The sequence below is a fragment of the Pedobacter steynii genome, from assembly GCF_001721645.1.
Lineage (GTDB): Bacteria > Bacteroidota > Bacteroidia > Sphingobacteriales > Sphingobacteriaceae > Pedobacter > Pedobacter steynii_A.
Genome location: NZ_CP017141.1, coordinates 969646 through 993979 on the forward strand (window position 1 = coordinate 969646; position 24334 = coordinate 993979).

Annotated in this window: 16 protein-coding genes and 1 pseudogene; 2 read left to right on the top strand and 15 right to left on the bottom strand. The window is 42.5% G+C overall.

What is annotated here, in order from left to right:
* Positions 1-95: 95 nt before the first annotated feature.
* The 10 genes from BFS30_RS03895 to BFS30_RS03940 all read right to left on the bottom strand — a co-directional run bounded on the left by BFS30_RS03895 (position 96) and on the right by BFS30_RS03940 (position 14326).
* Positions 96-1340 (bottom strand): NAD(P)/FAD-dependent oxidoreductase, encoded by a 1245-nt coding sequence (locus tag BFS30_RS03895; protein ID WP_069378067.1) that lies wholly within the window; start codon positions 1338-1340, stop codon positions 96-98.
* 31 nt (positions 1341-1371) lie between these two features.
* A complete protein-coding gene (locus tag BFS30_RS03900) occupies positions 1372-2373 on the bottom strand; it encodes a 4-hydroxyproline epimerase (RefSeq protein WP_069378068.1) in 1002 nt (333 codons plus the stop codon).
* Positions 2373-3953: an aldehyde dehydrogenase (NADP(+)) gene (locus tag BFS30_RS03905; protein ID WP_069378069.1), complete on the bottom strand. Its 1581-nt coding sequence runs from the start codon at positions 3951-3953 to the stop codon at positions 2373-2375. Before BFS30_RS03905 ends, BFS30_RS03900 begins: the two co-directional genes overlap by 1 nt.
* A gap of 14 nt (positions 3954-3967) precedes the next feature.
* Positions 3968-4885 (bottom strand): dihydrodipicolinate synthase family protein, encoded by a 918-nt coding sequence (locus tag BFS30_RS03910; protein ID WP_069378070.1) that lies wholly within the window; start codon positions 4883-4885, stop codon positions 3968-3970.
* Between the two features lie 138 nt (positions 4886-5023).
* Entirely contained in the window at positions 5024-5926 is a 903-nt protein-coding gene (locus BFS30_RS03915) for an alpha/beta hydrolase (RefSeq protein ID WP_069378071.1), read from the bottom strand.
* 93 nt (positions 5927-6019) lie between these two features.
* Positions 6020-6931, bottom strand: a complete 912-nt coding sequence (locus BFS30_RS03920) for a helix-turn-helix domain-containing protein (protein WP_069378072.1) — start codon at positions 6929-6931, stop codon at positions 6020-6022.
* A gap of 111 nt (positions 6932-7042) precedes the next feature.
* Positions 7043-8803, bottom strand: coding sequence for a RagB/SusD family nutrient uptake outer membrane protein (locus BFS30_RS03925; protein WP_167353124.1), 1761 nt, complete (start codon positions 8801-8803; stop codon positions 7043-7045).
* Between the two features lie 29 nt (positions 8804-8832).
* Positions 8833-12309, bottom strand: a complete 3477-nt coding sequence (locus tag BFS30_RS03930) for a TonB-dependent receptor (protein WP_083251948.1) — start codon at positions 12307-12309, stop codon at positions 8833-8835.
* A gap of 246 nt (positions 12310-12555) precedes the next feature.
* Positions 12556-13692, bottom strand: a complete 1137-nt coding sequence (locus BFS30_RS03935; RefSeq protein ID WP_069378074.1) for a FecR family protein — start codon at positions 13690-13692, stop codon at positions 12556-12558.
* Between the two features lie 70 nt (positions 13693-13762).
* Complete coding sequence (locus tag BFS30_RS03940; RefSeq protein ID WP_069378075.1) at positions 13763-14326, bottom strand: RNA polymerase sigma-70 factor; 564 nt, start codon at positions 14324-14326, stop codon at positions 13763-13765.
* 503 nt (positions 14327-14829) lie between these two features.
* Between BFS30_RS03940 and BFS30_RS03945 the strand changes: the two genes are divergently transcribed.
* Positions 14830-15618 (top strand): DUF6266 family protein, encoded by a 789-nt coding sequence (locus tag BFS30_RS03945; protein ID WP_069378076.1) that lies wholly within the window; start codon positions 14830-14832, stop codon positions 15616-15618.
* 99 nt (positions 15619-15717) lie between these two features.
* Here BFS30_RS03945 and BFS30_RS03950 read toward each other — a convergent pair.
* Positions 15718-16614, bottom strand: a pseudogene (locus BFS30_RS03950) (Rpn family recombination-promoting nuclease/putative transposase).
* A 103-nt stretch (positions 16615-16717) separates the two neighbouring features.
* Between BFS30_RS03950 and BFS30_RS27690 the strand changes: the two are divergent.
* Complete coding sequence (locus tag BFS30_RS27690) at positions 16718-16864, top strand: hypothetical protein (RefSeq protein ID WP_208603030.1); 147 nt, start codon at positions 16718-16720, stop codon at positions 16862-16864.
* Positions 16865-16922: 58 nt separating this feature from the next.
* On the opposite strand, the gene BFS30_RS03955 is transcribed toward BFS30_RS27690, so the two are convergent.
* From BFS30_RS03955 to BFS30_RS03970, 4 genes are read right to left on the bottom strand one after another with little or no spacing between them, the layout of a single operon-like run.
* Complete coding sequence (locus tag BFS30_RS03955) at positions 16923-18326, bottom strand: aryl-sulfate sulfotransferase (protein WP_069378077.1); 1404 nt, start codon at positions 18324-18326, stop codon at positions 16923-16925.
* A gap of 60 nt (positions 18327-18386) precedes the next feature.
* Positions 18387-19904, bottom strand: coding sequence for a RagB/SusD family nutrient uptake outer membrane protein (locus BFS30_RS03960; protein WP_083251949.1), 1518 nt, complete (start codon positions 19902-19904; stop codon positions 18387-18389).
* A gap of 18 nt (positions 19905-19922) precedes the next feature.
* The gene (locus tag BFS30_RS03965) at positions 19923-22937 is read right to left on the bottom strand and encodes a SusC/RagA family TonB-linked outer membrane protein (protein WP_069378079.1); all 3015 of its coding nucleotides are present in this window, start codon (positions 22935-22937) and stop codon (positions 19923-19925) included.
* A 43-nt stretch (positions 22938-22980) separates the two neighbouring features.
* On the bottom strand, positions 22981-23976 hold the full coding sequence (locus BFS30_RS03970; protein WP_083251950.1) for a c-type cytochrome: 996 nt from the start codon (positions 23974-23976) through the stop codon (positions 22981-22983).
* Between the last annotated feature and the right edge of the window lie 358 nt (positions 23977-24334).

Genomic DNA, 24334 nt, shown 5'->3' on the forward strand with positions numbered 1-24334 from the left:
TTTACTGGGAGTTAATATACGGATATTAACTCCCAGTTACCAAAACAAACCATGATCATGTTAAAATATGGTCAATACCTGTTAATATATGTCGATCAGAACCTGGACGGAGAAAATGATTTGAGGTCAATTGCCGTCTGTTCTCCCGAAATAAGCTGGCTTACCAGGGCACCTGTAGCCGGCCCAAGACTTAAGCCCATCATACCATGTCCACTCGCAATCACCAGATTTCTCAATTTAGAACTATGCCCGATATAAGGCAACCCGTCTGGCGACGAAGGCCTGAAACCAAACCATACTTTTTCAGCAGAAGGCAAGGCCGGATGCAGATTTGGGAAATACTTCGGCACCGCTTCCACAATTCCTTTCACCCTTTGCATATTGACCCTTTTATTTATTTTATCCAGCTCCATGGTACCGCTGTACCTGATATCTCCGTTCATCGGTGTGATTGCAACCCTTGCTTCACATAACAATGCGGGTATAGTCATTCGCTGCTCAGGTTCTCTTTCCATAAAAGAATAACCTTTGCCCGGCATCAGTGGTACACGGATGTCCATCATTTTTGCAATTGCTGGCGACCAGGAGCCTGAAGCCAGCACATAATGATCTGCCTCCCATGCTTTTTCTCCCGTAAAAACCTTTGTGATTTTCGTTCCGTTCTTTTCAATTGCAGTCACCTCCGCGCGACGAACGATATTGACTCCATTTTGTTCCAGGTAGTTCAATAAAACCTCCATTAATCTTGGAGGATATAAATGCCCGTCGCAACGATAATGGACTGCCCCAAGTACTTCCAGCTGAAGTCCAGGTTGCAGCGCCTGACACTCCTCAGGGCTTAGTATTCCCATATCAAGCCCAAGTTGCCTGGCCTTTTCAGCCAGATGAGCCTCCTCTTCTGCTACCTGTTCCGTTTTATAAAAAGCAAGTATCCCTTTATTTCTCAACTCAAACTCAAACCCAGGCTCCCGGGCAAGTTCTTCAAAAAGCTGCTTACTGAGCAGAGACAGATCTCTTAAGGGTACTGCCGACCGGGATACATGTCCCGCATTTGCTGATTTCAGGAATTTCAATCCCCAGCTGATCAGATTCATATCCAGTGAAGGCCGGACATAAAAAGGACTTTTACTGTTAAACATCCAGCGAATCCCCTGCTGCACCATTCCCGGAGAAGCCAGAGGAACAAAATGACTCGGTACAATCATTCCCGCATTTCCGAAAGAACAGTTATCTGTAATCTCCCCTTTATCTAAAACCGTGACTTTATGGCCCTGCTTCTGCAGGTAATAAGCGGAACTTAGTCCTATAATTCCACCACCGATAATTAAAACATCCGACATTTAATTCTCTTTTTTTTGAAATACAAAACCATTAGATCACCTGAAAACCGTGTGCATACGGATCATCGTCATCAATCTTTATTGTATTGTATCCGTAAACCCTGGCCCAACCTTCCACACTCGGAATGATGGCATCAAGATCTGCTAACTTTAAGACCTCTTCCACTTTACCAGTAAACTTGCTTCCAATAAAACTTTCATGGATAAAGGGCTCCCCTGGTAATAATTTACCTTTTGCATGCCATTGGGCCATGCGGGCAGAGGTTCCCGTTCCGCAAGGCGAGCGGTCTATTGCTTTATCACCATAAAAAACTGCATTACGCGCAGTTGAGCTTGGGTCTAATGGATCTCCTGCCCATAAAATATGGCTACAGCCATTAATCGTCTCGTCCAGCGGATGAACAAAAGTATGTTGTTCATTGATGCGCTTACGGATCACCTGGCTCCAGCTGATCAGCTGAGAAGCGGTATAATTCTGTATTCCCGGAAAATTTTGCTGAGGATCTATAATCGCATAAAAGTTCCCGCCATAGGCCACATCAAAAGTAAGTTTACCAAGTTCAGGACATTGCACTTCAAGATCGGATGCAGCAAGGTAAGCAGGAACATTTCGAAGTTTTACAGCAGTCACTTTTTTGCCCTCCTGCTGATACTCAATCAGGACAAGTCCTGCCGGAGCTTCCATCCGAACTATTCCCGGAACTTTAGGATTTATTAGCCCTTCCTCAATAGCAATGGTAATGGTCCCGATGGTTCCATGACCACACATGGGCAGGCAGCCGCTTGTTTCTATAAACAGAACAGCCACATCATTTGCAGGATCATGCGGTGGATACAGGATACTTCCCGACATCATATCATGCCCTCTGGGTTCAAACATTAAACCGGTACGGATCCAGTCATATTCTCTTAAAAAATGCTGGCGCTTTTCACTCATATTGGCTCCGTTAAGCTGAGGGCCTCCCCCAGCTACCAATCTTACCGGATTTCCACAGGTATGTGCATCTACACAAAAAAATGTTTTACTTGACATTATGCTCTAGTTCGGGTTTGGTTGATCAATCTGTAAATTCCAAGAGGATTGCCGTCTTTGAGCTCCTCAGGTAACAATTCCGGGTCCCAGTCCTGCCAGGCAAGAGGACGGACAAAACGATAAATTGCAGTTGTTCCCACAGAACTAAACCTGCTGTCGTTGGTAGCAGGGAATGGCCCTCCATGCTGCATAGCACCACAAACCTCTACCCCTGTCGGAACCCCGTTCATGATCATTCTTCCTGTTTTATCAGCGATTTTGCTGATCAGTTCCGGATATTGCGTCAGTTCATTCTGAGCAGCAAAAAGCGTAACCGTAAGCTGCCCCTCCAAAGCGGCAATGATTTCTTCCATCTGGCTGACATCATCGGCAATTACCAGCAGCGAATACGGTCCGAAGACTTCTTCCTGAAGTCTGGAAGATGTTAGAAATTGTGCAGCACTGACCTGGGCTATTTTAGCCACAGACTGATGTTGTAAATCTGCATTGTTCTTTCCGGATTCTGCCAGTAACACGACACCTTCTTCCTTTAGAGCCTCCTGGGCACGATTTTCATAGTTGCTAAAGATTCCCGGTGTCAGCATCGTTGCGGTTGGGGTCTCTGAAATCAAGCCAGACAAAGTCTGCTTGAATTGTTCCAGACCTTCAGACTGAACTGCGATTAATAAACCTGGATTGGTACAAAACTGTCCCGCTCCCAGCGTAATAGAGGCTGCACATTTTTTGGCAAGCTCTTCCGGATTCTCTGCAGTTGCCTGCGGAAGTAAAAACACCGGATTGATGCTCCCCATTTCTGCAAATACCGGAATAGGTTGTTGCCGTTGTTGTGCCAGTTTTACCAGCTCCATTCCTCCCTTAAATGATCCGGTAAAAGTCACCGCCTTTGTTTTCGGATGCTTAACCAGATAACTTCCGATGTCATAGCCATCATCGTATAACAGAGAAAACACCCCTTCCGGAACGCCTGATTTATGAATGGCCTTTACAATTGCCGATCCGACCAGACTACTTGTTCCGAGATGTGCAGGATGTGCCTTTACAATGACCGGGCAACCTGAAGCCAGTGCAGAGGCAGTATCTCCTCCGGCAACTGAAAATGCAAGTGGAAAATTACTCGCTCCAAAAACTACCACCGGCCCCAAAGGAACCAGCATCCGGCGGATATCAGCTCTTGGTAAAGGTTGCCTGTCGGGCATAGCGGTATCGATAATCGCCTCTACCCATGATCCCTCTTCTACCAGTTGGGCAAATAGCCTCAGTTGTCCTGTTGTCCTTCCCAGCTCTCCCTGCAATCTTCCTATCGGCAATCCGCTTTCCTCAGCAGCCCTGTTGATCAGGGTATCTCCCAAGGCTGCAATCTCGTCTGCAATACACCTTAAAAAAGCGGCTTTTAAGTCCTTATGAAGATGTTTATAAGTCTGATAAGCCAGTTCAGCACCTTTCAAGGCCTCATCGGCATCGGCTGTTCCTGCCTTAAAGAAACTCCCTTCAAGAGGTTTACCTGTAGCCGGATTTAGAGCGGAAAAACTGCCATTGGCAGTTTCCCGCTCATACGAGCAAATGATATTTTTTCCGTTCATATTATGTTCAATGCTTAGATCCCCCAGCTACCTTCCGGCAATTGCGGACGATTGGCTAATGCATCGTTAATGACCTTTAGTACCCTTTCTCTTTCTTCTCCTTTGATCGCCAGACGCGGTGCCCTTACGGTCTCTGTTCCTATACCTGTTGCAGTCTCCGCAAGCTTGATGTATTGAACCAGCTTCGGATGTATATCCAATTCCAATACCGGCAAAAACCATCTGTAAATGGTCAGGGCTTCCTGAATGCGGTTTTGTTTAACCAGCCTGAATATGGCCACTGTTTCTTTAGGAAAGGCATCTACCAGTCCGGCTACCCATCCATGAGCGCCCATCACCAGGCTTTCCATTGCCAGAGGGTCAACCCCGGTAAGGATTTTAAAGCGGTCTCCAAAACGGTTAATCATCCTGGTCACATTAGAGATGTCTCTTGTTGACTCTTTCACTGCCTGTATGTTCGGGTGTTTCGATAAGACCTCAAACATCTCCAGGGTAACTTCTATCTTATAATCTACCGGATTGTTGTAAATCATGATGGGCAGTGGTGTGCTCAGCGCCACTGCTTCAAAGAATGCGAGCGTCTCTTCCTGATCCGCGAAATAGCGCATCGGTGGAAGCAGCATTAAGCCGTTTGCACCCAATTCCTCTGCCTTTTTTGCCGCAGCAACCGCTTTCTTTGTCGTAGGCTCTGCAATGTTCAACAATACAGGAACCCGGCCGTTCACCACCTTTAAGGTATGCGACAATAATTCAAATTTTTCTTCATCACTCAGCACACTAGCTTCTCCTAATGAACCTCCGAGGATAATTCCATTTGCACCCGCAGCTAATTGTGCCTCCAGGTTAATGTTAATCATGTTAAAATCTAACTCATCCTGAGCTGTAAATTTTGTCGTTACAGCAGGGAATACCCCCATCCAATTGATACTCATACGTTGTTTAGTTTATTTGATAATAAAAAACAGGGGCTAATTATTTTAACAACCCTTGATCAGAATCAAATTTAGTCCATTAACAACCCATCAAATGACCGGATATTAACCAATACCTCCAGTAAATACACCAGATACTTAAAATCCATTTTCTTCTAACCAATGCTGGCACATATCCATCCATTTATCCTTGTTATTGGGATTGTCTAACCCAAACCCGTGCTCACCAGCCTGGAAAACATGCATGCTGGCTTTCACTTTAAATCTCAGCAATGCATCAAAAAAATCAAGACTGTTTTTAACAGGAACCGTACCGTCGTCTACAGTATGGACCAGGAAGGTCGGAGGAGTATTGGAGCTGACATGCTTTTCATTGCTAAACAAATCCAGCAACGCTTTCGGAGCATTCTTTCCAATCAGCCTTTCCCTGACACCACTTGGTATCAGCGGATCAAAAAGGATAACCGGATATACCAGTACCATAAAATCAGGACGAAGATTAATATTTTCTTTATTCTCTATAACAGACCAGTCCTGATGTGTTCCCAGTGTGGTAGCCAGATGCCCGCCTGCTGAAAAACCGGCCAGGCCTACTTTTTTCGGATCAATACCCCATTCTATGGATCTTTTACGTACCATCTGCATTGCTTTTTGTAAATCCTGCAATGGACCGATGGTTTTATCGATCATCACCTTATCGTGTGGCATACGATATTTCAGCAAAAAAGCGGTAATCCCAATTTTATTAAAGGCCTTTGCAATAGCAACATTGTTCTCCATGCCTGGCAAAACCAAATAACCGCCCCCCGGGCAAATGATTACGGCTGTCCCGGTAGATTTACCTTTTTCGGGAAAATAAGGGGTAATGCTGGGATTGCTTAAATTACGGGTCAGACCAGAACTGTCTACATGTTCCACATAATCTGCAGGAGCTTTTTTCGAATTGGGGATAATACCTTCATACAAAGGGATGGCTTTTTCCTGCGCAAAGGAAAGTTTAAAAAATGAGGCTAAAACCAAAATAACGATTACTCTTTTCAATTTCTTCAGATTTACTTAATGATACAATGAATTGACTAGTGTCAAAATTAGACCATCAGCAAGAAGAGAAATATGCAAAAATGCTCAAAACAGTTACCTCAGTTTTCTAAAGTTCAGTGGCTGGATTCCATGGCCCGATTTGAATGCCCTGGAAAATGCACTTACATTTTCAAATCCACACCTCCAGGTAATTTCATGTATCGGCTTATTGGTAAATTTCAATAAATCGGCAGCATGCTTTAACCGGATCCTGATGAGGTATTGATGTGGGGTAACCTGAAAAACAGCTTTAAATTGCCTGACCAGTTGAGGAACCGACAAACAGGATAAGCTACTGATTGTATTTAAATCCGGGCTCTCCATATAAGTGGAGTGCAGGATATCTTTAGCCATACACAAACGCCTGTAAATTTCCGCTCTTGTACTTGATTTAAGGGCGGAAACCTGTCCTGCACGCTGTGATTCAGATTTATACGTCCTGATCAATTGAAACAATAAGAACACCAGGTGTTCATCCATCATTGTTTCATTGTAGCCCTGCTGGTCCAGCGTAGCAAGTAATCCCGATAGTTGCAATTGTAGTTCAGGTGTGATGTGATTTAAAGTCTGAAAAAATTCCAGTGTTTCCGGGCTACCGGCGACTGGTTCATCCAGCAAAAACTCCTCTTTAGATATGGCATGACGAAAGACATCAGAAGCAAACTCTTTCTTAAAAAAGACAGACAGGATTTTCAATTTCTCTCCGTTGTCACTCGTACAGGAATAGTGCTGGTCATCATTTAAAATCAGGAACTGTCCTGGTCGTATCGCAAGTCTGTGCCCATTAATTCCATACCATTCCTCACCACTTAGTACCGTTTTAAAAGAAAGACAGCCCACATGATCATCACAATTACTCGAGCTGCTCTCCGCATTAAAAATGATATTGTGTTTTTTAAACCTGCTGAAATGCAGTGCTTCATCAAATCCTGGCTGAGTATGGTCTGGCAAGCGGGTAAAATACATAGCTACAAGATAGCAATTTGTACGGAGCTCTTAAAATAGGAACAGGTACGTGACCAAACGTACCTGTAACCTAACTAACTTAACTCGGAGGGCGTTAATTCGTTTTTGATCTTACCATCCCGGATTTTGTTTGATATCCGGATTCAGACTCATCTGATCGATAGGGATCGGGGCAAGGTAATCTCTTTGGATACTGAACTGGTATCCTGAAGCCATTGCAGGTATATTTTTAAACAATTCGATATAACCATTTCCATCAACGGGATAAGTAGCCAGACTAGCTGCCGGAACAAGACCTGTCCACTGACTTAAAATCGCTCCTTTAGGTTTCCATCCCACCAGTAATTCATCGGCTGCAGCCCAACGGTAAACATCATCCCTGCGGTATCCTTCACAAGCCAGCTCGACCCTTCTTTCCCTGCGTATTTCATTGATCACCGGACTTAAACCCGGAAACTCCCATTTCGGATCATTCACAATTCCTCCAACCTGTAATGCAGGCATCCCTACACGGCTTCTTAATTTGTTTACCGATAGATCGGCATCAGCCTGACTAAAAGTTCCCAGCTCTGCTTTGGCTTCTGCATAAATCAATAATGCTTCTGCAAACCTGAAAATAATATAGCCGGTAGTTCCTCTGTCCTGCTGCTGGGTATAATCCGGGTTATGTCCTTTATAAACCTGATAGCCCGTTGCCGGTTTCTGCTCGTTTGGAGAAGTGAAAGTGGGCACTTCAAAAATGGCCGCCGCGGCTCCATTTGGCCGGTTATTGGTTACTATATGGTTTCCATCATTCACATATAAGGTTTGTACCATTCTCGGATCTCTGTTTTTAACTACATTGACCAGGGTAGCATCTCCCTGATACAATGGATTTCCGGTGATTGGTTTACCATCTGTACATAAATAATAATCGATCAGGTTTTTAGTGATTCCTCTTCCCGCTCCTGTATTCGTATAACGGTGCCAGTAATGGCCTCCGTTTGAATTCAGATCAAATTGCCGCCAGAGCATCACTTCCGGGTTTCCATTATAGTTGCTTTGATTGAACAGTTTCCAATAACCATCCGTTCCTGATGTTGCAGCCAATCCGTTCCCATCAGGATTATCGATCAGATCTTTAGTTACTGCTGCTGCCTTTTCCAGGAATTTAGTGCCTGTGGAACCACTTACCCCGAAAGGAGTATTGGCATGGTATTTTTCCCAGGTTCCTTCAAAAAGGGCAATTCTTGCCTGAAGCAACTGCGCAATTTGTTTATTCACCCTGGAAGCCTGTGCCTTGTTTTTGGAAGGCAGGTAGCTGACCGCCTTATCCAGGTCGTTCATAATGGAATCGACCACGATAGCCCTGGATAAACGGGCTCCTTTTAACTGATCCAACACCGGATTCATAGGCGTATTTACCCATGGGAGGTCTCCAAACTGTCTCAGTTTACTAAAGTAAAACCAGGCCCTGAAGAACAGGGCTTCTCCGACAAAACTTTTCTTGTTGTCCCAGGCCCCGGTTACCTTATTGTAATTCGCCATAAAGTAATTGATGTTCCTCAACATGGACCAATCTCCGGAAGCCCAGCCGCCGCCTGCACCTGGAACCACTCTGGTTCCATTTAAAGTCCCGTCAACAGACATGGTAATCATGTTGTCGCTCCCCTGGTCTGCATCCAGACCGTACGGTCCTATCGTACCAAAAGCACTGATCGTGGAAGGGAAAGCGGTATAAAAGTTATTTACATAAAGTTGAAGGTCATTGGGTGTTTTCCAGAACTCTGCCTCACTGATACTGGTTTCCGGGGTTTCGTTCAGAAAGTCTTTCTTACAGCCTGCCATAAACATCAGGCCCATAAGAATCAACAGATATAGTTTATTGCGCATAATCGTATTTTTTTTCATCGCCTGTAGAGTTAAAATGTGACACTTAATCCGGCTGAGTAACTTCTCTGAAGAGGGTATACTTTTCCTTCATTTAAAGTAAGTTCAGGGTCCAGCGCTTTTGTAAATTTGGTAAAGGTGGCCAGGTTTTCAATACTTAGATAAACCCTTACTTTACTGACTTTGATGCGGTCAAGAACTGCCTTTTTCAGGGTGTAACCCAACTGAACATTCTTAATCCTCATATAGGCTGCATTTTGAAGGTATTTGGTCTGCACCTGTGTATTTTTACCATTCTGCCCGCTCATATAATATTTAGGATAATAACCATTCGGGTTATCTGGTGTCCACCTGTCCATATGGGTGGTAAACAGGGAACTCTGCCATTCATCGCCTACGATACCCCAGAAATAGTTGCCTCCGATTGCGGCATCACGTTTTCCTACACCCTGAATAAAAATCATAGCGTCAAAACCATTCCAGTTCGCGTCAGCAGTAAGACCGTAGCTATAGCGTGGTGTATTGTTTCCGATTACCCTGCGATCACCCGGATCAGCAAGGGTATTTGTTCCTGCATCTATTTTACCATCTCCATTCAGGTCTGCATACCTGATGTCTCCTGCTGTCCATGGATTGCCATCAATTCTGGATTGAGAAGGTGCAGCGGCGGCTTCTTCTGCACTCCCAAAGAAACCGACCGTCTGATATCCCCAGATCTCTCCCATTTGCTGGCCCTGATACCAGGTACCTAAATCGCCTGTAGGATTTGGATAACGAACTACTTTAGCTTTATAATCGCTCAATACTCCTTTAAGTCCATAATTCACATTGCCAATTTTCTCTCTCCATCCCAGAGATAACTCCCAGCCTCTGGTTTCAATTGCAGAGTTGTTGATTCTCGGAGCTCCGGTTCCTAAAATGGCAGGTAAGGCAGCGGCAGGCCCCATTACATCATTTGCTTTGCGGATATACCAATCAAAGGTTGCATTTAACCTGTTTCCTAAAAATGCGGCATCCGTTCCAAGGTTTAGTGTAGAAGTACTTATCCAGGTTAAAGAATTGTCTACCAGACCAGGTAAACTTACCGCAGCCTGTCTGGATCCCCCAAAGAGCCAGGAAGTGTTGGTAGGACTTGTGGTACCCAGACTCGGATAGAAAGGATAATAATCGTCTTCTAAGAACAGCTGATCTCCCAGTTCTCCATATGATCCCCGGAATTTCAAACCATTCACATATTTTTTCACCGGTTCAAAGAAAGACTCTTTGTCTACATTCCATCCTGCAGAGATCCCGGGATAAGCCTTCCACCTTACGTCAGATAAAAAGCGGGAAGTTCCGTCATAACGGGCACTCAGCTCCAACAGATATTTTTCTTTATAATTATAGTTAAACCTTCCAAAAAAGCCTTCTGAAGCCAGTTTTCGAACTCTATCAGAGATAGAAGGCGTTGTTCCATATGAAGTAGATAAAGAAGGTATGTTATCCGAATATAAGTTATTGTTACTCGCTCCATAAGATTGAAAAGCGGTATAATCGCTCACGAAACCACCCATTATACTCAGGTAATGATCTCCCAGTTCCTTTTCATATTGGGAATAGATGTTCACCACTTCATGTTGTACCCTTTCATTATATCTGGAGAATCCATTAGGAGTGGTTCCTCCTATTGTGGCCTGAGAACCATCAGGTAAGAAAGTAAACAAGGTTTTAAGGTGGGTATTCTGATCAAAATAGGTTCCATCAAAAGTATAATTTGCTGTTGCGGTCCATCCTTTGGCCAGTTTCAGGTTAAGTTCACCTGTCAGCAGTCCTTTATCTCTCGCCGTCAGGTCCCTTCCTCCTTCTTTTTGTAACTGAACATTGCTTTCTGCTGAAATCCGTCCATCAGGATTGTACAATTGAACCGTAGGAAATTTGCGTGCGATCTGATGCATATAAGCCCGCTCGCCACCACCGGTTTGTCCGGCGTAAAGATTTGGTGTATCAAACAATTCCCTGGAAAAGCTTCCTCTGAAATTAAAGGTAAGCCATTTGGTTACGTCTGAGGTTAGGTTTGCCCGCAGGTTATAGCGCTTATATTTGTCATTTCCATAATTATACATTCCGCTTCTATCGTTAAGCCCTGCACCAATAAAATAAGTAGAGGATTCAGAACCGCCAGTTACACTCATATTGTGTTGCTGACTATAAGAGCGGTCCTTATAATAGATTTTAAACCAGTCATTATTTGAATTGGCAGCATTCCATGATAAATAGCTATTATTAGCCGGATTAGGATCCTTTATGGTTTCCGTAGCCAATGTTCCGGCCTGGTAATCCTTGATTCGCTGAATGGTTGCGGCATCATAAAAAGGGGATCTTCCTGCATTGATAAAAGCTTCATTATAGATATTGGCAAAATCCAGGGAATTTACCATTGTCGGCAAATTGAAGATTTTGTTCATGGAAATGTTATTGTTGTAGGTGATGCTTGGCGCTTTCCCGCGGCTTCCCTGTTTTGTTTTGATCAAAATTACTCCATAAGGTGCACTGGATCCATAAATAGCAGCTGATGCGGCATCTTTAAGCACAGAAATACTTTCCACATCATCCGGATTAAGCGCGTTGATGTCTCCACCCTGAACGCCGTCTATTACAATTAATGGTGAGGCAGGAGTTCCCAAACCGGTATATCCGCGGACGTTAATTCTCTGCGTTGCATTTGGCGCACCACCCCCGCCTCCGATACTGACATTCAGGTTGGCTACCTGCCCTTGTAAGGCCTGGCTCACCCGTGTAATCGGACGATCCGCCAGGTCTTTCCCCGTAACCTGAGCAACTGCACCGGTAAGGCGTGCTTTCTTTTGACTACCGTAAGCGACCACCACTACATCATCAAGTTCATTTGGTTTCGGCACCAGCTTAATCACCATATTTTGAGCCGAGGTCTTGATTTCCTGACTGATATAACCTACAAATGAAACCTCAAGAGTGACATTCTCCTCCACATTCTGGAGTACAAACGCTCCCGTGGCATCGGTAACCGTTCCTTTGCCTCCTCCTTTTACTTTAACGGAAGCTCCGGGTAAAGGCCCACCATTCTCATCTACCACCTTACCCCTCACCTCTATAAAGCGGAAAAGCTGGTTTATCTTTTCAGAAATGATGGTTTCTTTTTCTCTGATGACGACTATTTTGTCTTCGATGACATAAGCTAAAGGCAAATCTTTAAGGCAGACATCCAGCACAGTCTCCAGTGAAGCATTGTTAAAATTTGCATTTACACTGGTCGTATTTTTTACTTTTTTTGCAGACCAGATGATGTTGTACCCGGTTTGTTTGTTGATTTCATTAAACACCTGTTTAAGGGTGGCATTTTTTCTGGAATAAGTAACTTTTTGGGCGAAGCCGGTTGCGCTTACCTGCAGCGCAGTCGCAATCAAAAAGATGACGGTCAGTTTTATACTTCTCAGAAATTTAAGGGTGTAACCAGGAGGCACACCAAGACTTTTAGTATAATTTTTATACATTTGGTTGTTCTTTTTCGTCTGATTGCCAAAGCTTTCGACAGTTTCGGGCAAGCAGAAAAGGATTTAAGAAAATGGTTGAATCAATTGTTTTCAGTGATCACAGAACATGGGTCAGGGGCGTTCCAGCGCTCCTGATTTTATGGATCCTGAATCTGATAGCCGGTTGGGCTAAGGATCTTTTTCTATACGTCTCATACTGTTTTTGGTTAGGTTAGGTTTTAATATTTAGTTTCTGGTCTGATTCTGTTATTTTTTATGCTTGACGAGGATTCTTTTCCCTTCCAGCCTAAAAGTTACTGTTTTGGTGAGCTCCAGCATCCTCAATACCTTGGAGACTTTTTCTGACCTGCTGATGATGGCACCGAATTCCAGCTCTTTAAGGTCTGGTTCCTCAAATTCTATCTCGACATCATACCACCGGGATATCTTCTTCATGATGCTTTCCAGGGATTCTTCATCGAATCTGAAATACCCCATTTTCCAGGCCATTACACTTTCAATATCCGCTGGAACCACCTTTATATTTCCGGCATTGAAGATAGACTGCTGTTCGGGCTTGAGACGTGTTCCGTTTACGCCCACGCTCCCTTCCAGCAAAGTGGTATAGGTTTGTTGTTCATCAGGATAACTACTGATGTTAAAATGCGTTCCAAAGACAGCCACTTCCTGTCCGGCGGAACTCACTTTAAAGACCTTCTTTGCATCTTTAGCTACCTCGAAATAAGCTTCGCCAATCAGTTCTACACGGCGTTCCCTGCTAGCGGAAAAGTTCGTTGGAAACCTGAGCGATGAAGCCGCATTCAGCCAGACCTGTGTCCCATCCGGTAGGTTCACCTGGTACTGCCCTGCTCTGGGGGTACTGATGGTATTATAATCCACTTTATTTCCTGCAGAAGGTAATACGGTATAAATCAGTTGTGCATCTTTTCCTTTAGTGATCCTGACCCCTGCCTGTTCTGCCAGCTTTCCCGCTTTGCTATCGGTAAGGGATAGCTTTGTACCATCAGAAAGTGTTAGAAAAGCCTTATTTGTTCCCGGTAAAATGTCCTGGTTTTCAGAAATTTCCGTATGATCCCCGGATGCAGAAGGATATTGGTAAAAGAACAGTCCAACAGAAAGGCTGATCAACAAGATGGCCGCTATAGCGATACGGTACCGGATCAGAAAGGGTTTTTCCTGCCGGATTTCCTGTTGGATTTTTTTAAACAGCCGTGTCTTATGCCAGTCCTCATTATTGACAAAGGCCTCCGGAATCTCCAGTTCCAGTTCCTGATCTTTGTTATACCAATTGGCAAACTCGACTTCTTCTTCGGCTGTAATTGTTTTATCCAGCCATTTAGAAGCCAGTTCCTGATACCGTTTATTTTCTTTAGAATCGTCCATCCGTTATAAGGGCTATATAACAGAGGTCTCTTGTAAAAGACGAATCCCTTAGTGCGCTAAAAAATATTTTTTACAATAAGGTTGTCATAAATTGATTTAGCCCTGCACGCAAAGTTTTAATGGCTTTTCCTAGGTGGGCTTCAACGGTCTTTTCAGATATTTCCAGCTCCTCGGCTATTTTTTTCTGGGATAAACCTTCCTCCCTGCTCATCCGGTATACGATGCGGCATTTTTCAGGTAAAGTACAAACAAGTTTCTCTAAACGTTCCTTGAGTTCTAAAAAGTCAAGCCACTCCTGAGTGGAATCGTCTGTAATTCCTTTCATACCCAAACTGGCAGTATATTTTTGCTGGTGGTATTGTTTATCCAGGGACTTGATGACCCGGTATTTTACAGAAACAGACAGGTAGGCAGAAAGGCTGGAAGTAATCTTTAAGCTATCCCTTCTGTTCCAGAGAGAAACGAAGATATGCTGTACAATTTCTTCTGCCTCTTCCAGGTCCTTTATTTTATGTGCCGCAACGAGGAACAATTTTTTCCAATACCGGTTATAGATCTCAGTAAAGGCGGTATGATCCCCGTTCTCAAGCAAGCCGGTTAATTCCGGATCAGTAAAACTGCGATACCTATTCATGATTCTTCCCCTTTTTTAAATTCTAAAGAATAAGACCATCGAAACCGGTCCTTCTGTAAGTATGTCCCCTCACAATTGTAACAAAAAAATTAGGCAAAATGCACGGAGGAGAACCACAAAAAGTTGCGCATACGTTTGCATTATACATTTCAAACGTATGCGTAAATTGGGATTGAAGAATGATGAATAACCAGACCTATTATTAAATACAATTATATCAAGATACAAACCACACAAAGATATCAACATATCATGATATCAATATATAGAGATTCCGTCTGAAACCCTTCCGAAATCTTTTGTAGGTGCATTTAATTTTAATTGATTGTTACTTGGTTGTTATTAGGTAGTTGATAGGTCAATCATTGGTCTGTTAGACCTTTTAACAACGTCTTTACCCCTTAGCAACAATTAACTTTAATTAAGCATACGTTAATATTATATGCAAAACATTTCGTAACTTACTGTCAATAAAACCTAATAAGTTAATTAAAAGCATAAATATGGGAAAATTGATAAACGGGATATTTGGCGGATTCCATGGCAGAATCGGCAACCTGGTAGGTTATACCTTAAAAGGTAAACACATCATCAGAAGAATAGGTGTCAGCACTAAACCGCTTACCCCCGCAAGAAAAGCGAATTGCCAAAAAATGAAGGTGGTCAATGAAATTCTGAGCCCTTCACTCCCTGTTATCCGGGCCGGATTCCGTCTGGCGGTTACCGGAACGGACAAAAACGAGTATAACGAAGCCGTTTCTTATAATAAACTGAATGCCCTTCAGGGAGAATATCCGAACATCAGCCTGGATTATACTAAGGTACTGGTCAGCATGGGAGATCTCCCTATGGCGTTTAATCCTGCAATCAGCCAGAATGCTGATGGCAATGAAATCGAATTCAGCTGGGAAGTACCGGCTGATTTGTCCTATCAATATGATAACGACCGTGCCATGCTGATGATTTATTTCCCGGCATTGAAAGTAACCTGTTATCATTTGATCGGATCAAAAAGAACGGAAGGGAAAGACACCATCCGTATCGATGCAGCCCATGCAGGAGAACGTATGGAAGCTTATATCTCTTTTATCAAAGACGATGGAAAGGCGGTATCAAACAGTGTTTATGCCGGTTCCCTGAATACAAAGCCTAAAGTTAACGCTGAGATAAAACCTGAAAAAGAAACAAAGATCCCGGATAAAGAGGAACAAATTCAGAATAAGCCAGAAAAATCATCTCTTCGTTCTGAATTATCTGCCGAAAGAAATGATCTTTCCTCCGCTCCATCCTGAGTAATAGTTCTGAATAGAAACTAAGATTGTAAAGCAGGAAAAATAGTGAGAATGACCCATCTAATAATTAGATGGGCGGGTTTTTCTATGGCTGCTGTATTATAATAAAATGATTTCCTCAACTGAAAGCTTCGTGATTCTGGAAACCTGCTCAACTGACATTCCGGTTTCTCTGAGCTCCCGGGCAATAGCTGACCTCTCTTCCAATTTTCCTTCCAATTTTCCTTCTATCTTTGCCTTTGCCCCCGCTTCCGCACTGGCTGTAGCGAGGCCATTCTTATAGTCCCACTTCGCTTTTAAATTGGATTCATAAATTCTCCGTTGCGCTTCTGTTAGTTTACTCACCTCTGCAATTTTAAATAACTTTTGAAAGATTCCCTTATTGAGGTATAATGGTATCTTTTCCAAACGGCTCATATTTTTAAGAATATAGAACCATTTATCCAGATCCGATTCCAGCTCATGTTCCTCTTTATCAAAATTAGGTAATTCGAGAAACTTAAACCCCAACCCTTTATAAAAAACTTTACCGGTATCTTTATTCATTAAAGCAATATCATGCAAACAACTATCCCCTTCGTTATTTCTAAATTTGAATTCCAATATTGCAATTAAATGCACTTCCTTAAGCTGGACATCTCAGCTGGACTTCCCTTTGGGAAACTGTTCGCTGACCAATCTGGATAAATAATAAATGCATCGATCATGAAAATACGTTTGCTCTGTACGCTGCATTTCAATAATAAACTGATCTCCTTCCTTTCCGGTACACATCAGGTCAAAATACACTTTCTTGTACTTATTGGTACTTGCGGCATATTCAGTGGGACTGAAAACCAAATCAACAATTTCTTTTTCTCCGTCAAAAATCGCATTCAGAAAATTAATCATGATATCTTTACTGGGTTCACTTCCTAGAAGGTGTTTAAAACCAAAATCAGTAAGCGGATCGATAAAACGAGCGCTGGTGCCAGATGCTATAGCTGTAATTGTCATAGGCTAACTTATGTATAACAATACAGAAAATCAAATTTAAATTAAATTATTATCTCAATAATTAACAACATAAACCGACTTCGAGGTATCTGAACAAGACAGGATGATTCCACCGGCAACACAACATTTCTTTGCAGAACGAATGAAAGCTGAAACGATCAGTTTACCTTCAAGTCATGCTTCTATGGCTTCCCACCCACAGGAAATCGCTGATTTGATCCTGAAAGCAGCAGAAACACTTGAGGCATAATTTCCAGTTGATTTATTAAGAATTAAAAAAGCCTGATCTTTAAAAGATCAGGCTTTTTTTAGTTAACCAGAAAGGGTTTCAAACTTTCTTCCGGAATAAACTCCACCCGGTACGGCATAATGCTCGTATTTAACATCCATAAAAAAGTACCGGTAAAATTAGTGAGTACCACAATATGTCGCTTGGAAGTGGTCTGTAATATCGCTTTTCGATCAACTAAATAGGCACTTCCCATACGTTCGTTATAGATCTCTGAAGGAAGCTTAGTTTCTGTGATCAGCTTCGCCTGCTTCTGTTGCTCATCCAGTTTAAAGATCAGCGTTCTAGATCGCTTTTTACTCGTTCCATTATCAAACAGCATCAGGTTACCATCGCTGTTCATATGTACCGCATGGCCCTGATCAAAGGCGCTTCCTGCAGGCATTTTAAAATCCCCGTCCTTACCAAATTTCCAAATCACTTTTCCTGTTTTAGAATCGATTTTCCAGACCTGTCCGTTGTTATAAAATGAGATCAGGTAATTGCCATCAGCATCATAGTTCAGACTATTTGCATGCATCCAGTCTTTTTTGTCCCTGACTACATTTTTATCCTTTAACGGATCCAGCTCATCAAAAACAGACCAGCTCCAGATCTTTTTCCCTTGCCGGTCTAACACCATAATGCCATCGCTTTTTACCGTATCCTGCTTTCCACCTCCATATTTGCTCAGGTCAAAGATCTTTTGCTCTACACAAAGTGTTACGACCTGATCTTTTTTATTGAGTAAAATCTCATGATGGATAGTTTGCTTAAAATCTTTCTCTCCCTTTTTCAGGTGTAGCAGCGTATCTCCATTTAAAGAAACCTCCAATATCTCATTCCCGTAGCTGGTTGGATATTCTTCATTGCCTAAAATGGAAAGGATTGTTTTATTTTGGCTGAAGTGGCTGGTTTTAAACCCCGTTCCTGTTACCTGATGGTACCATTTGATCTCTCCTCTGGCATTGATCAGAAAGATGACACCAGGAAGTTCCCGCTGATAAATCAGCATAAAGCCTTTTTTAAAAACTTCAGGAATAACTTTTTGATCCGGGGCAGTGACTTTAAAAAGATCATGGATCCAGACCGGAAAATTCTGGGTGGCAAAATCATAGATTTTACTTTCTGCCTTGCAGCTTCCATCTTCGGTAATGACTTTATACTGGTAAGATTGCTTCGGCATCAGGTTGGTCATCATCAGGTGATGGTTCTTTTTATTCCTGGAAACCGGCGTACTGAATACCTCTTTTTCTTTTCCTTTTACCCAGTATTCGATCCTCGCATTTAAAGGCTCGGAAAGTACCACATCGGCATTTACCTTCAACGTGTTCCGCCCCGGGTTACTCAGCTTAACCTCTACGATTTTCTGATCACAGGTATTGCTACAAGCGGCAAGCAGGCCTAAAAACAAAAAAGGGAAGCTGATTTTAATCCATCTCATATGCTGTAAATGAAAAATCGGGGCAGCATGTACTGCTGCCCCGATCAAATATAATTAATATTACTGTCTGCCTGCGTTATTCAGATTTGGGTTTAAATCCGTCTGAGTCTGAGGATAAGAAAAATACTTATCTCTGGCAATGTTTACATTCGCCGGCTTACCGATCTTTTGAAGGTAGTTGTTTACCACCTGCTGATACATGCCTGTGCGGATCAGATCCTGTCTGCGTTTACATTCAAAGAAGAACTCCCATCCACGTTCCTGCAAAATGGCAGTACGTAACGTTTCTTTGGTATAACCAGCTGCAGGTCCAAGTAAAGTTGCTTTCGAACGTGCTTTTACCCTGTTGATCAGGTCTATACTTTGTTGTGTAGGTCCGTTCAATTCATTTAGCGCTTCTGCATGACACATGATGATATCCGCATAACGAAGAATCGGAATACCATGTCCATCATAATAAGTTTTGGAACCTGAAGGATCCGCATATTTTTTGGTGGCCACATCAGGCAGATAATAAACTCCTGCCGGCGGTGTAGTTTGCCCTGCAGGCGCCTGCATATAATGCAATTTATCAGAGCCAATATAATCGTAATAAAACATCTCACGACGCTCGTCATTTGGCGCATAAGAATTCCAGAAGGACCAGCTCGCCGCATAATACTGCCAACGATCAGCAACTTCTGTATTGTTTAAAGGCCCAAAGTGGTTCATTAATTCCGTACCATCGTTTAGCGCATCTGCAAGTGCACTAAAGATCGACTCCTGACACCATTTGTTGCTCTCTGCGAATAAACCTTTATAAGAAGGGAATAAATCATACTCGTTTAAAGCATTCACTTTTTGGATGGTCGACAAAGCATCCTGCCATTTGTGCTCCCGCATGTATAATTTCACCAGTAAAGAAAGCGCAGCACCTTTGGTTACACGTCCTACATCGTTAGTCGGATACATTGTTTTGCTTTTATAATTTACCGGCAGATTGGCCGCGGCAAATTCCAGGTCAGCAATGATGAACTGATTGATGTCTTCTACACTTGAGGGCGCTACCTTGGTTACATAATCAGGATTCTCTACATTCTTCTCTGTTACCAGAATTACCGGACCAAAAGCATCCGTTAAGTCCATATAGCCCAATGCCCTCAGGAACCGGATTTCGGAAAAATACTGGTTCCGCTCTTCAGCTGTCAGGGTTTTGATCCTCGGAATATAAAACAATGCATTGTTCGCGTCAGAGATCATTTTATATTGATGCTGATAGGCGAAATTAGTGTATTTATTGGTTGGTGACCATTGCGCATCCGAAAGCAGGGAGATGTCTCCCGACTGAAATGAATGGCCGATATCTGTAGTAAAATCGGTAATTGCCATCTGGAAACCAGCATAATACTGGTAGGAATCACTGATCCCACTTGGCTGTTTTAAACGGGCATAAACCCCATTTACTGCAGCAATGGCATCTGCTTTTGTTTCGAAGGCATTTACATCTGTTAAAAGGCTGTAAACTTTAGGTTCCGCCATCTTTTTACAGGAGGTAAATCCTATTAAACAAGCTGAAAATATAAATATTGTACGTTTCATAATTAACATTTTAACAGGTTAGAAGTTTACTTTTAAGCCAAGTGTGTAAGAACGGAATGCCGGATACGCATTGAAATCCAAACCAGCTCTTAAGTTAGAGTTTCCGCTATCATTGGTACTTACCTCAGGATCTGAACCTGTGTATTTAGTAATGGTGAACAGATCCTGTGCAGTAAAATAAACTCTTGCTTTACTGATCCCTTTCAGGACGCCTATTTTGGCAGTTGGCAGACTATAGCCAATGGTCAGATTTTTAAGCTTCAGGTAAGAAGAATTCTCTACAAAACGGGAGTTGATGTAATTTCCATATTTGGAAGTAAAATAACCGTTTCTTGGAATGTCTGTATTCTCATTTTGTGGTGTCCAGCGGTTTAAGGCATCAGTACCGGTGTAAGTTTCCAATAGCAATCTATTCATATTGAACAGATTAGAACCTAAAGCACCCTGGAAGAATATACCCAGGTCAAAGTTTTTATAGGTAAAATCGTTGCTAAAGCCTAAAACAAAACGCGGATATGCATGTCCTAATACTTTACGGTCGGCGGAATTGACAATTCCATTGCCATCCAGATCTGCATATTTCGGATCACCAGCTTTAGAACCCGGCTGTGGAGCATATACCTCGCCCGTTTTAATCACTCCAATATACTCATAACCAAAAAGTTCACTCAGCTCTCTACCTACAGCCAGCTTGGTAAAATCAGCCGCCGGTACGGAACCGTCAGGATTTGCAGTTTGGCTAATGATAGATGGTCTTCCATTTAAATCCAAAGCCTTCTGTTTATTATAGGCTATATTTAAGGTAGTGTTCCAGCTTAAGTCATCATTTGAAATGTTTTTGCTGCTGATGGAAAGTTCAACCCCTTGGTTTTGCAAGGAGCCACCATTAACCAACTGGCTATTAAACCCATTGATTTGTTCAATAGGCAGATCCAATAATAAATCCTTCGTCGTTTTTTTATAATAATCTATAGTTACGTTTAAGCGGTCTTTCAAAAAGCCCATGTCCAGACCTGCATTAAACTGCGCATTACTTTCCCATTTCAGGTCAGGGTTAGCCAAACGTGTAGCCACTAATCCACCAGCACTATGCCCCCCATCATCCAGCGTCACATTGGTTGGACCAAAAGTGGCCATGTAAGCATAATTATCGATCCTGTCATTACCTGTCACTCCATAACCAGTTCTGACTTTCAAGCTCGAGAATACCTTATTATCCTTCATAAAATCTTCATCGCTGACTTTCCATGCCAATGATCCTGAAGGGAAAAGCCCGGCACGGTTATTAGGACCAAACTTTGAGGAAACATCCTGACGTAAAGTAAATGTAGCCAGGTACCGGTCTTTCAGGCTATAGTTTACACGTCCAAAATAAGAGTACATAATGGCCTCATCCTTATAACTCAGGGAAGCAATCCTTTCGGTACCTGCATCTAATCTGTGGTATAAATACTTATCTGTTGAAAATTTCTGCACCTGAGTATAATGTCTTTCGTAAGTATCAAACTGGTAAGAAAAACCAGCCAATGCAGTTAAGGAATGAATTCCTCCAAAAGTCTTTTTGAACGTTAAGTACGATTCCATCAGGTTCCTGGTGGTATTAAACTCATTTACCGCAGCCTGCCCGCCCACTTTATTACCAGGAAGCAAGGTGGTAGGTAAATACGTTCCTTCTTTAGTAGCCGAGAATTCGGTACCTCCGCTAACATGTAAAGTAAGGGGTTCAATAATTTTCAGATCACCAAATATATTGGCTGTAAGTTTATTATTGAAACGCTCATTAGTCGGTTCCAATAACCAGGCTAAAGGATTGTCCTTTCCATTTCTAACCCCGTATGTACCATTTGCATTATAAGCAGGAATAGCTGGTGAAGTAAGCATAAGCCCGTAGAGTACATTTGAAGGCACGATATTCCCATCATAAGTTTTATACTGAGCAGAAGCACGCGCACCGTAAGCATTAGCACCTACTGTTAACCTGTTATTTACCTTATGATCAATATTAAAACGACCTGAATAGCGGTCATAATCTGTTTTTTTCAAAGCTCCCAACTGGGAAAAATAGTTTCCTGAGATGGAAATTTTAGTGCCTTCATTCCCCCCTCTGATGCTGAGGTTATAATTTTGTACGCCTGCATTACGTGTAGCAAGGTCAAACCAATCAGTATTGACATTGCTGTTCAGATCTGCTGCTGTATATTCAGGCGGGTTTCCCTGCTCGATGGCTTTTGCATTGGCAATGGCTTTGAAATCAGTTGCATTCATCAGTTCTGGTTTCGTTTTGATGCGCTGCGTTCCATAATACCCTTCCAATTCCACAATAGACTGACCTGTTTTACCCCTTTTAGTGGTAATCAATACTACACCATTTGCTCCACGGGAACCATAAATTGCAGTTGCAGAAGCATCCTTAAGGATCTGGATATCCTCAATATCACCCGGAGCGATATCTTTTCCATAATCAGAGATGAATCCATCGACTACATATAAAGGTTCATTGGTTGATTTAATAGAGTTACCGCCGCGGATACGGATAATCGTAGTTCCACCTGGTGCAGCACTGGCCTGACTAACCTGTACCCCCGAAGCACGGCCTTGAATGGCTTGCGCAACATTCGATGTTACCCCTCCAAGATTCAGGCTTTCTTTACCAATAGAACTAATAGAGCCCGTCAGGTCTTTCTTTTTAACCGTACCATAACCTACAACCACGACCTGGTTCAGGTTATTTTCTGTTTCAGTTAAAACAATATTGAGCTGGGTTTTCCCAGCCAGTTTAATTTCCTGGGCATCATAACCGATAAAAGAAAATTGCAGGACACTGGATGGCTCCAATGCCGCAAAACTGAAATTTCCTTTCCCATCAGTCACAGTTCCCATCTGCGTTCCTTTTACTTTTATGCTTACGCCAGGCATTGGTGCCCCGGCAGCATCGGCTACTTTACCCGTAATTTTCGACCCATTCTGAGCATAACTTTCAATCGATAAAATGAAAGAGATCAGTAGTGAAAATAGTAGAATTTTTGTTTTCATATTTATAGGTTTAGGTGGTGTTAGTGGTTAGTATTGATATTTATTAATAGGTCGGTGTATACCCCCTACTGTTCAGGTAATCAATGATTGGCTGATATGGGCCCAACCGGTGTTGTTCTTCAGAAAAAGGGTCTACAAATGGCTTGTGTGCATAATCTATCGCTTTCTCCTCCGCATGAGGGTAGTCAAAATTTTTAGGATTTGGTCTTTTATGGATCAGGTCTGAATTCACGAAAGAAGCAATATCCAGGGCTTCTTTATCGGTTAAGAAAGGTTTATCTGCAGTAGCCTTATCATGGGGCATATTCGCTTTTAACCATTGTGCCTGCTTGATATTTCTATGCATACTGGAGCCCGGCTGATAACCTTCAGGTCCCCATAATGGCGGATACTGGTAACTGAGTTTGTCTTTTTGCAATAAGCCTTCCCCATCTTTGCCATGACACCTGACACAATGAGCCTGATAGAGTATCTGTCCCCGCTCCGGACTTGCAGCGGTGGTGGGTAATTCAATGCTTTTATTTTTTTGTCCGGGGAAAGGATCTCCTTTTGGGACGAAAGAGTTAATCCATTTAAAATAGGATAAAAGAGCTACCATCTCCGCCCCGTCCAGAGGAAGAGGTTTTCCGTTATGGGGGCGCATCACACAATTGTTTACCCTTTCTGCCAATGTCAGGATTTTTGCTTCCCTTGCCCTGTATTGCGGATAATCTTCATGAGATTTCATCAGGTTAAAAGAGTACAGCTTGGTTCCCGCCTCCTGATGACAATTTGTACAATTCATTTTATTTCCCAGAAACCTGCCTTTAACCCCATTTGGCCCGATGTAATAGGCCGTATTGAGCATCAGGCTCCGGCCATATTTAACGGCCTTTCCAAATTTATTATCGGGAATTTTAGTGGTGTCTACCTGTATGATCTGCGGTTCTTCAGTTAGTTTCTGTTCCGCTGCAGTATTACAGGAAAAAAATACAATACCAAAAGATGCTGTAATGAATAAAGAGGCCGTAATAACAGCCCTATTAAAATTAAATATCATGTAGTATTTCGGTTAGTCTTGGTCTGGTCTAGTTAGGTATATTTTGGATAGCCCCCTGCCTCCCTGGGGCATTGGATTCGATCTAAAACATTAAAAGTAAAGATATCACTAAGAATCAAGGGCTTGCCCAGTTAACAGGGCATAAAAACTGCGCAAACGTTAGTGTTGAATAAGATTTTTTACGGAGTTATCCCTCCTTAATAAAAAATTAATTTTATTAAAAAACACGTACAAGACCCTATTTTAAAGATAGTTACATTGACCGTATTAGCTGATTTATAAGCAAATAAAGATGGAGTAAGCAGCATGCTTTCCTAAAAAATCAGGAAGAATCAATTGCAAAGCGCAAAAATAAACC

Coding starts and splice junctions, on each gene's coding strand:
- BFS30_RS03960 (WP_083251949.1), bottom strand. CDS start 19,904: ATGAAACGTACAATATTTATATTTTCAGCTTGTTTAATAGGATTTACC.
- BFS30_RS03895 (WP_069378067.1), bottom strand. CDS start 1,340: ATGTCGGATGTTTTAATTATCGGTGGTGGAATTATAGGACTAAGTTCC.
- BFS30_RS03920 (WP_069378072.1), bottom strand. CDS start 6,931: ATGTATTTTACCCGCTTGCCAGACCATACTCAGCCAGGATTTGATGAA.
- BFS30_RS03905 (WP_069378069.1), bottom strand. CDS start 3,953: ATGAACGGAAAAAATATCATTTGCTCGTATGAGCGGGAAACTGCCAAT.
- BFS30_RS03970 (WP_083251950.1), bottom strand. CDS start 23,976: ATGATATTTAATTTTAATAGGGCTGTTATTACGGCCTCTTTATTCATT.
- BFS30_RS03925 (WP_167353124.1), bottom strand. CDS start 8,803: ATGCGCAATAAACTATATCTGTTGATTCTTATGGGCCTGATGTTTATG.
- BFS30_RS03965 (WP_069378079.1), bottom strand. CDS start 22,937: ATGAAAACAAAAATTCTACTATTTTCACTACTGATCTCTTTCATTTTA.
- BFS30_RS03940 (WP_069378075.1), bottom strand. CDS start 14,326: ATGAATAGGTATCGCAGTTTTACTGATCCGGAATTAACCGGCTTGCTT.
- BFS30_RS27690 (WP_208603030.1), top strand. CDS start 16,718: ATGATTCCACCGGCAACACAACATTTCTTTGCAGAACGAATGAAAGCT.
- BFS30_RS03930 (WP_083251948.1), bottom strand. CDS start 12,309: ATGTATAAAAATTATACTAAAAGTCTTGGTGTGCCTCCTGGTTACACC.
- BFS30_RS03945 (WP_069378076.1), top strand. CDS start 14,830: ATGGGAAAATTGATAAACGGGATATTTGGCGGATTCCATGGCAGAATC.
- BFS30_RS03910 (WP_069378070.1), bottom strand. CDS start 4,885: ATGAGTATCAATTGGATGGGGGTATTCCCTGCTGTAACGACAAAATTT.
- BFS30_RS03955 (WP_069378077.1), bottom strand. CDS start 18,326: ATGAGATGGATTAAAATCAGCTTCCCTTTTTTGTTTTTAGGCCTGCTT.
- BFS30_RS03900 (WP_069378068.1), bottom strand. CDS start 2,373: ATGTCAAGTAAAACATTTTTTTGTGTAGATGCACATACCTGTGGAAAT.
- BFS30_RS03935 (WP_069378074.1), bottom strand. CDS start 13,692: ATGGACGATTCTAAAGAAAATAAACGGTATCAGGAACTGGCTTCTAAA.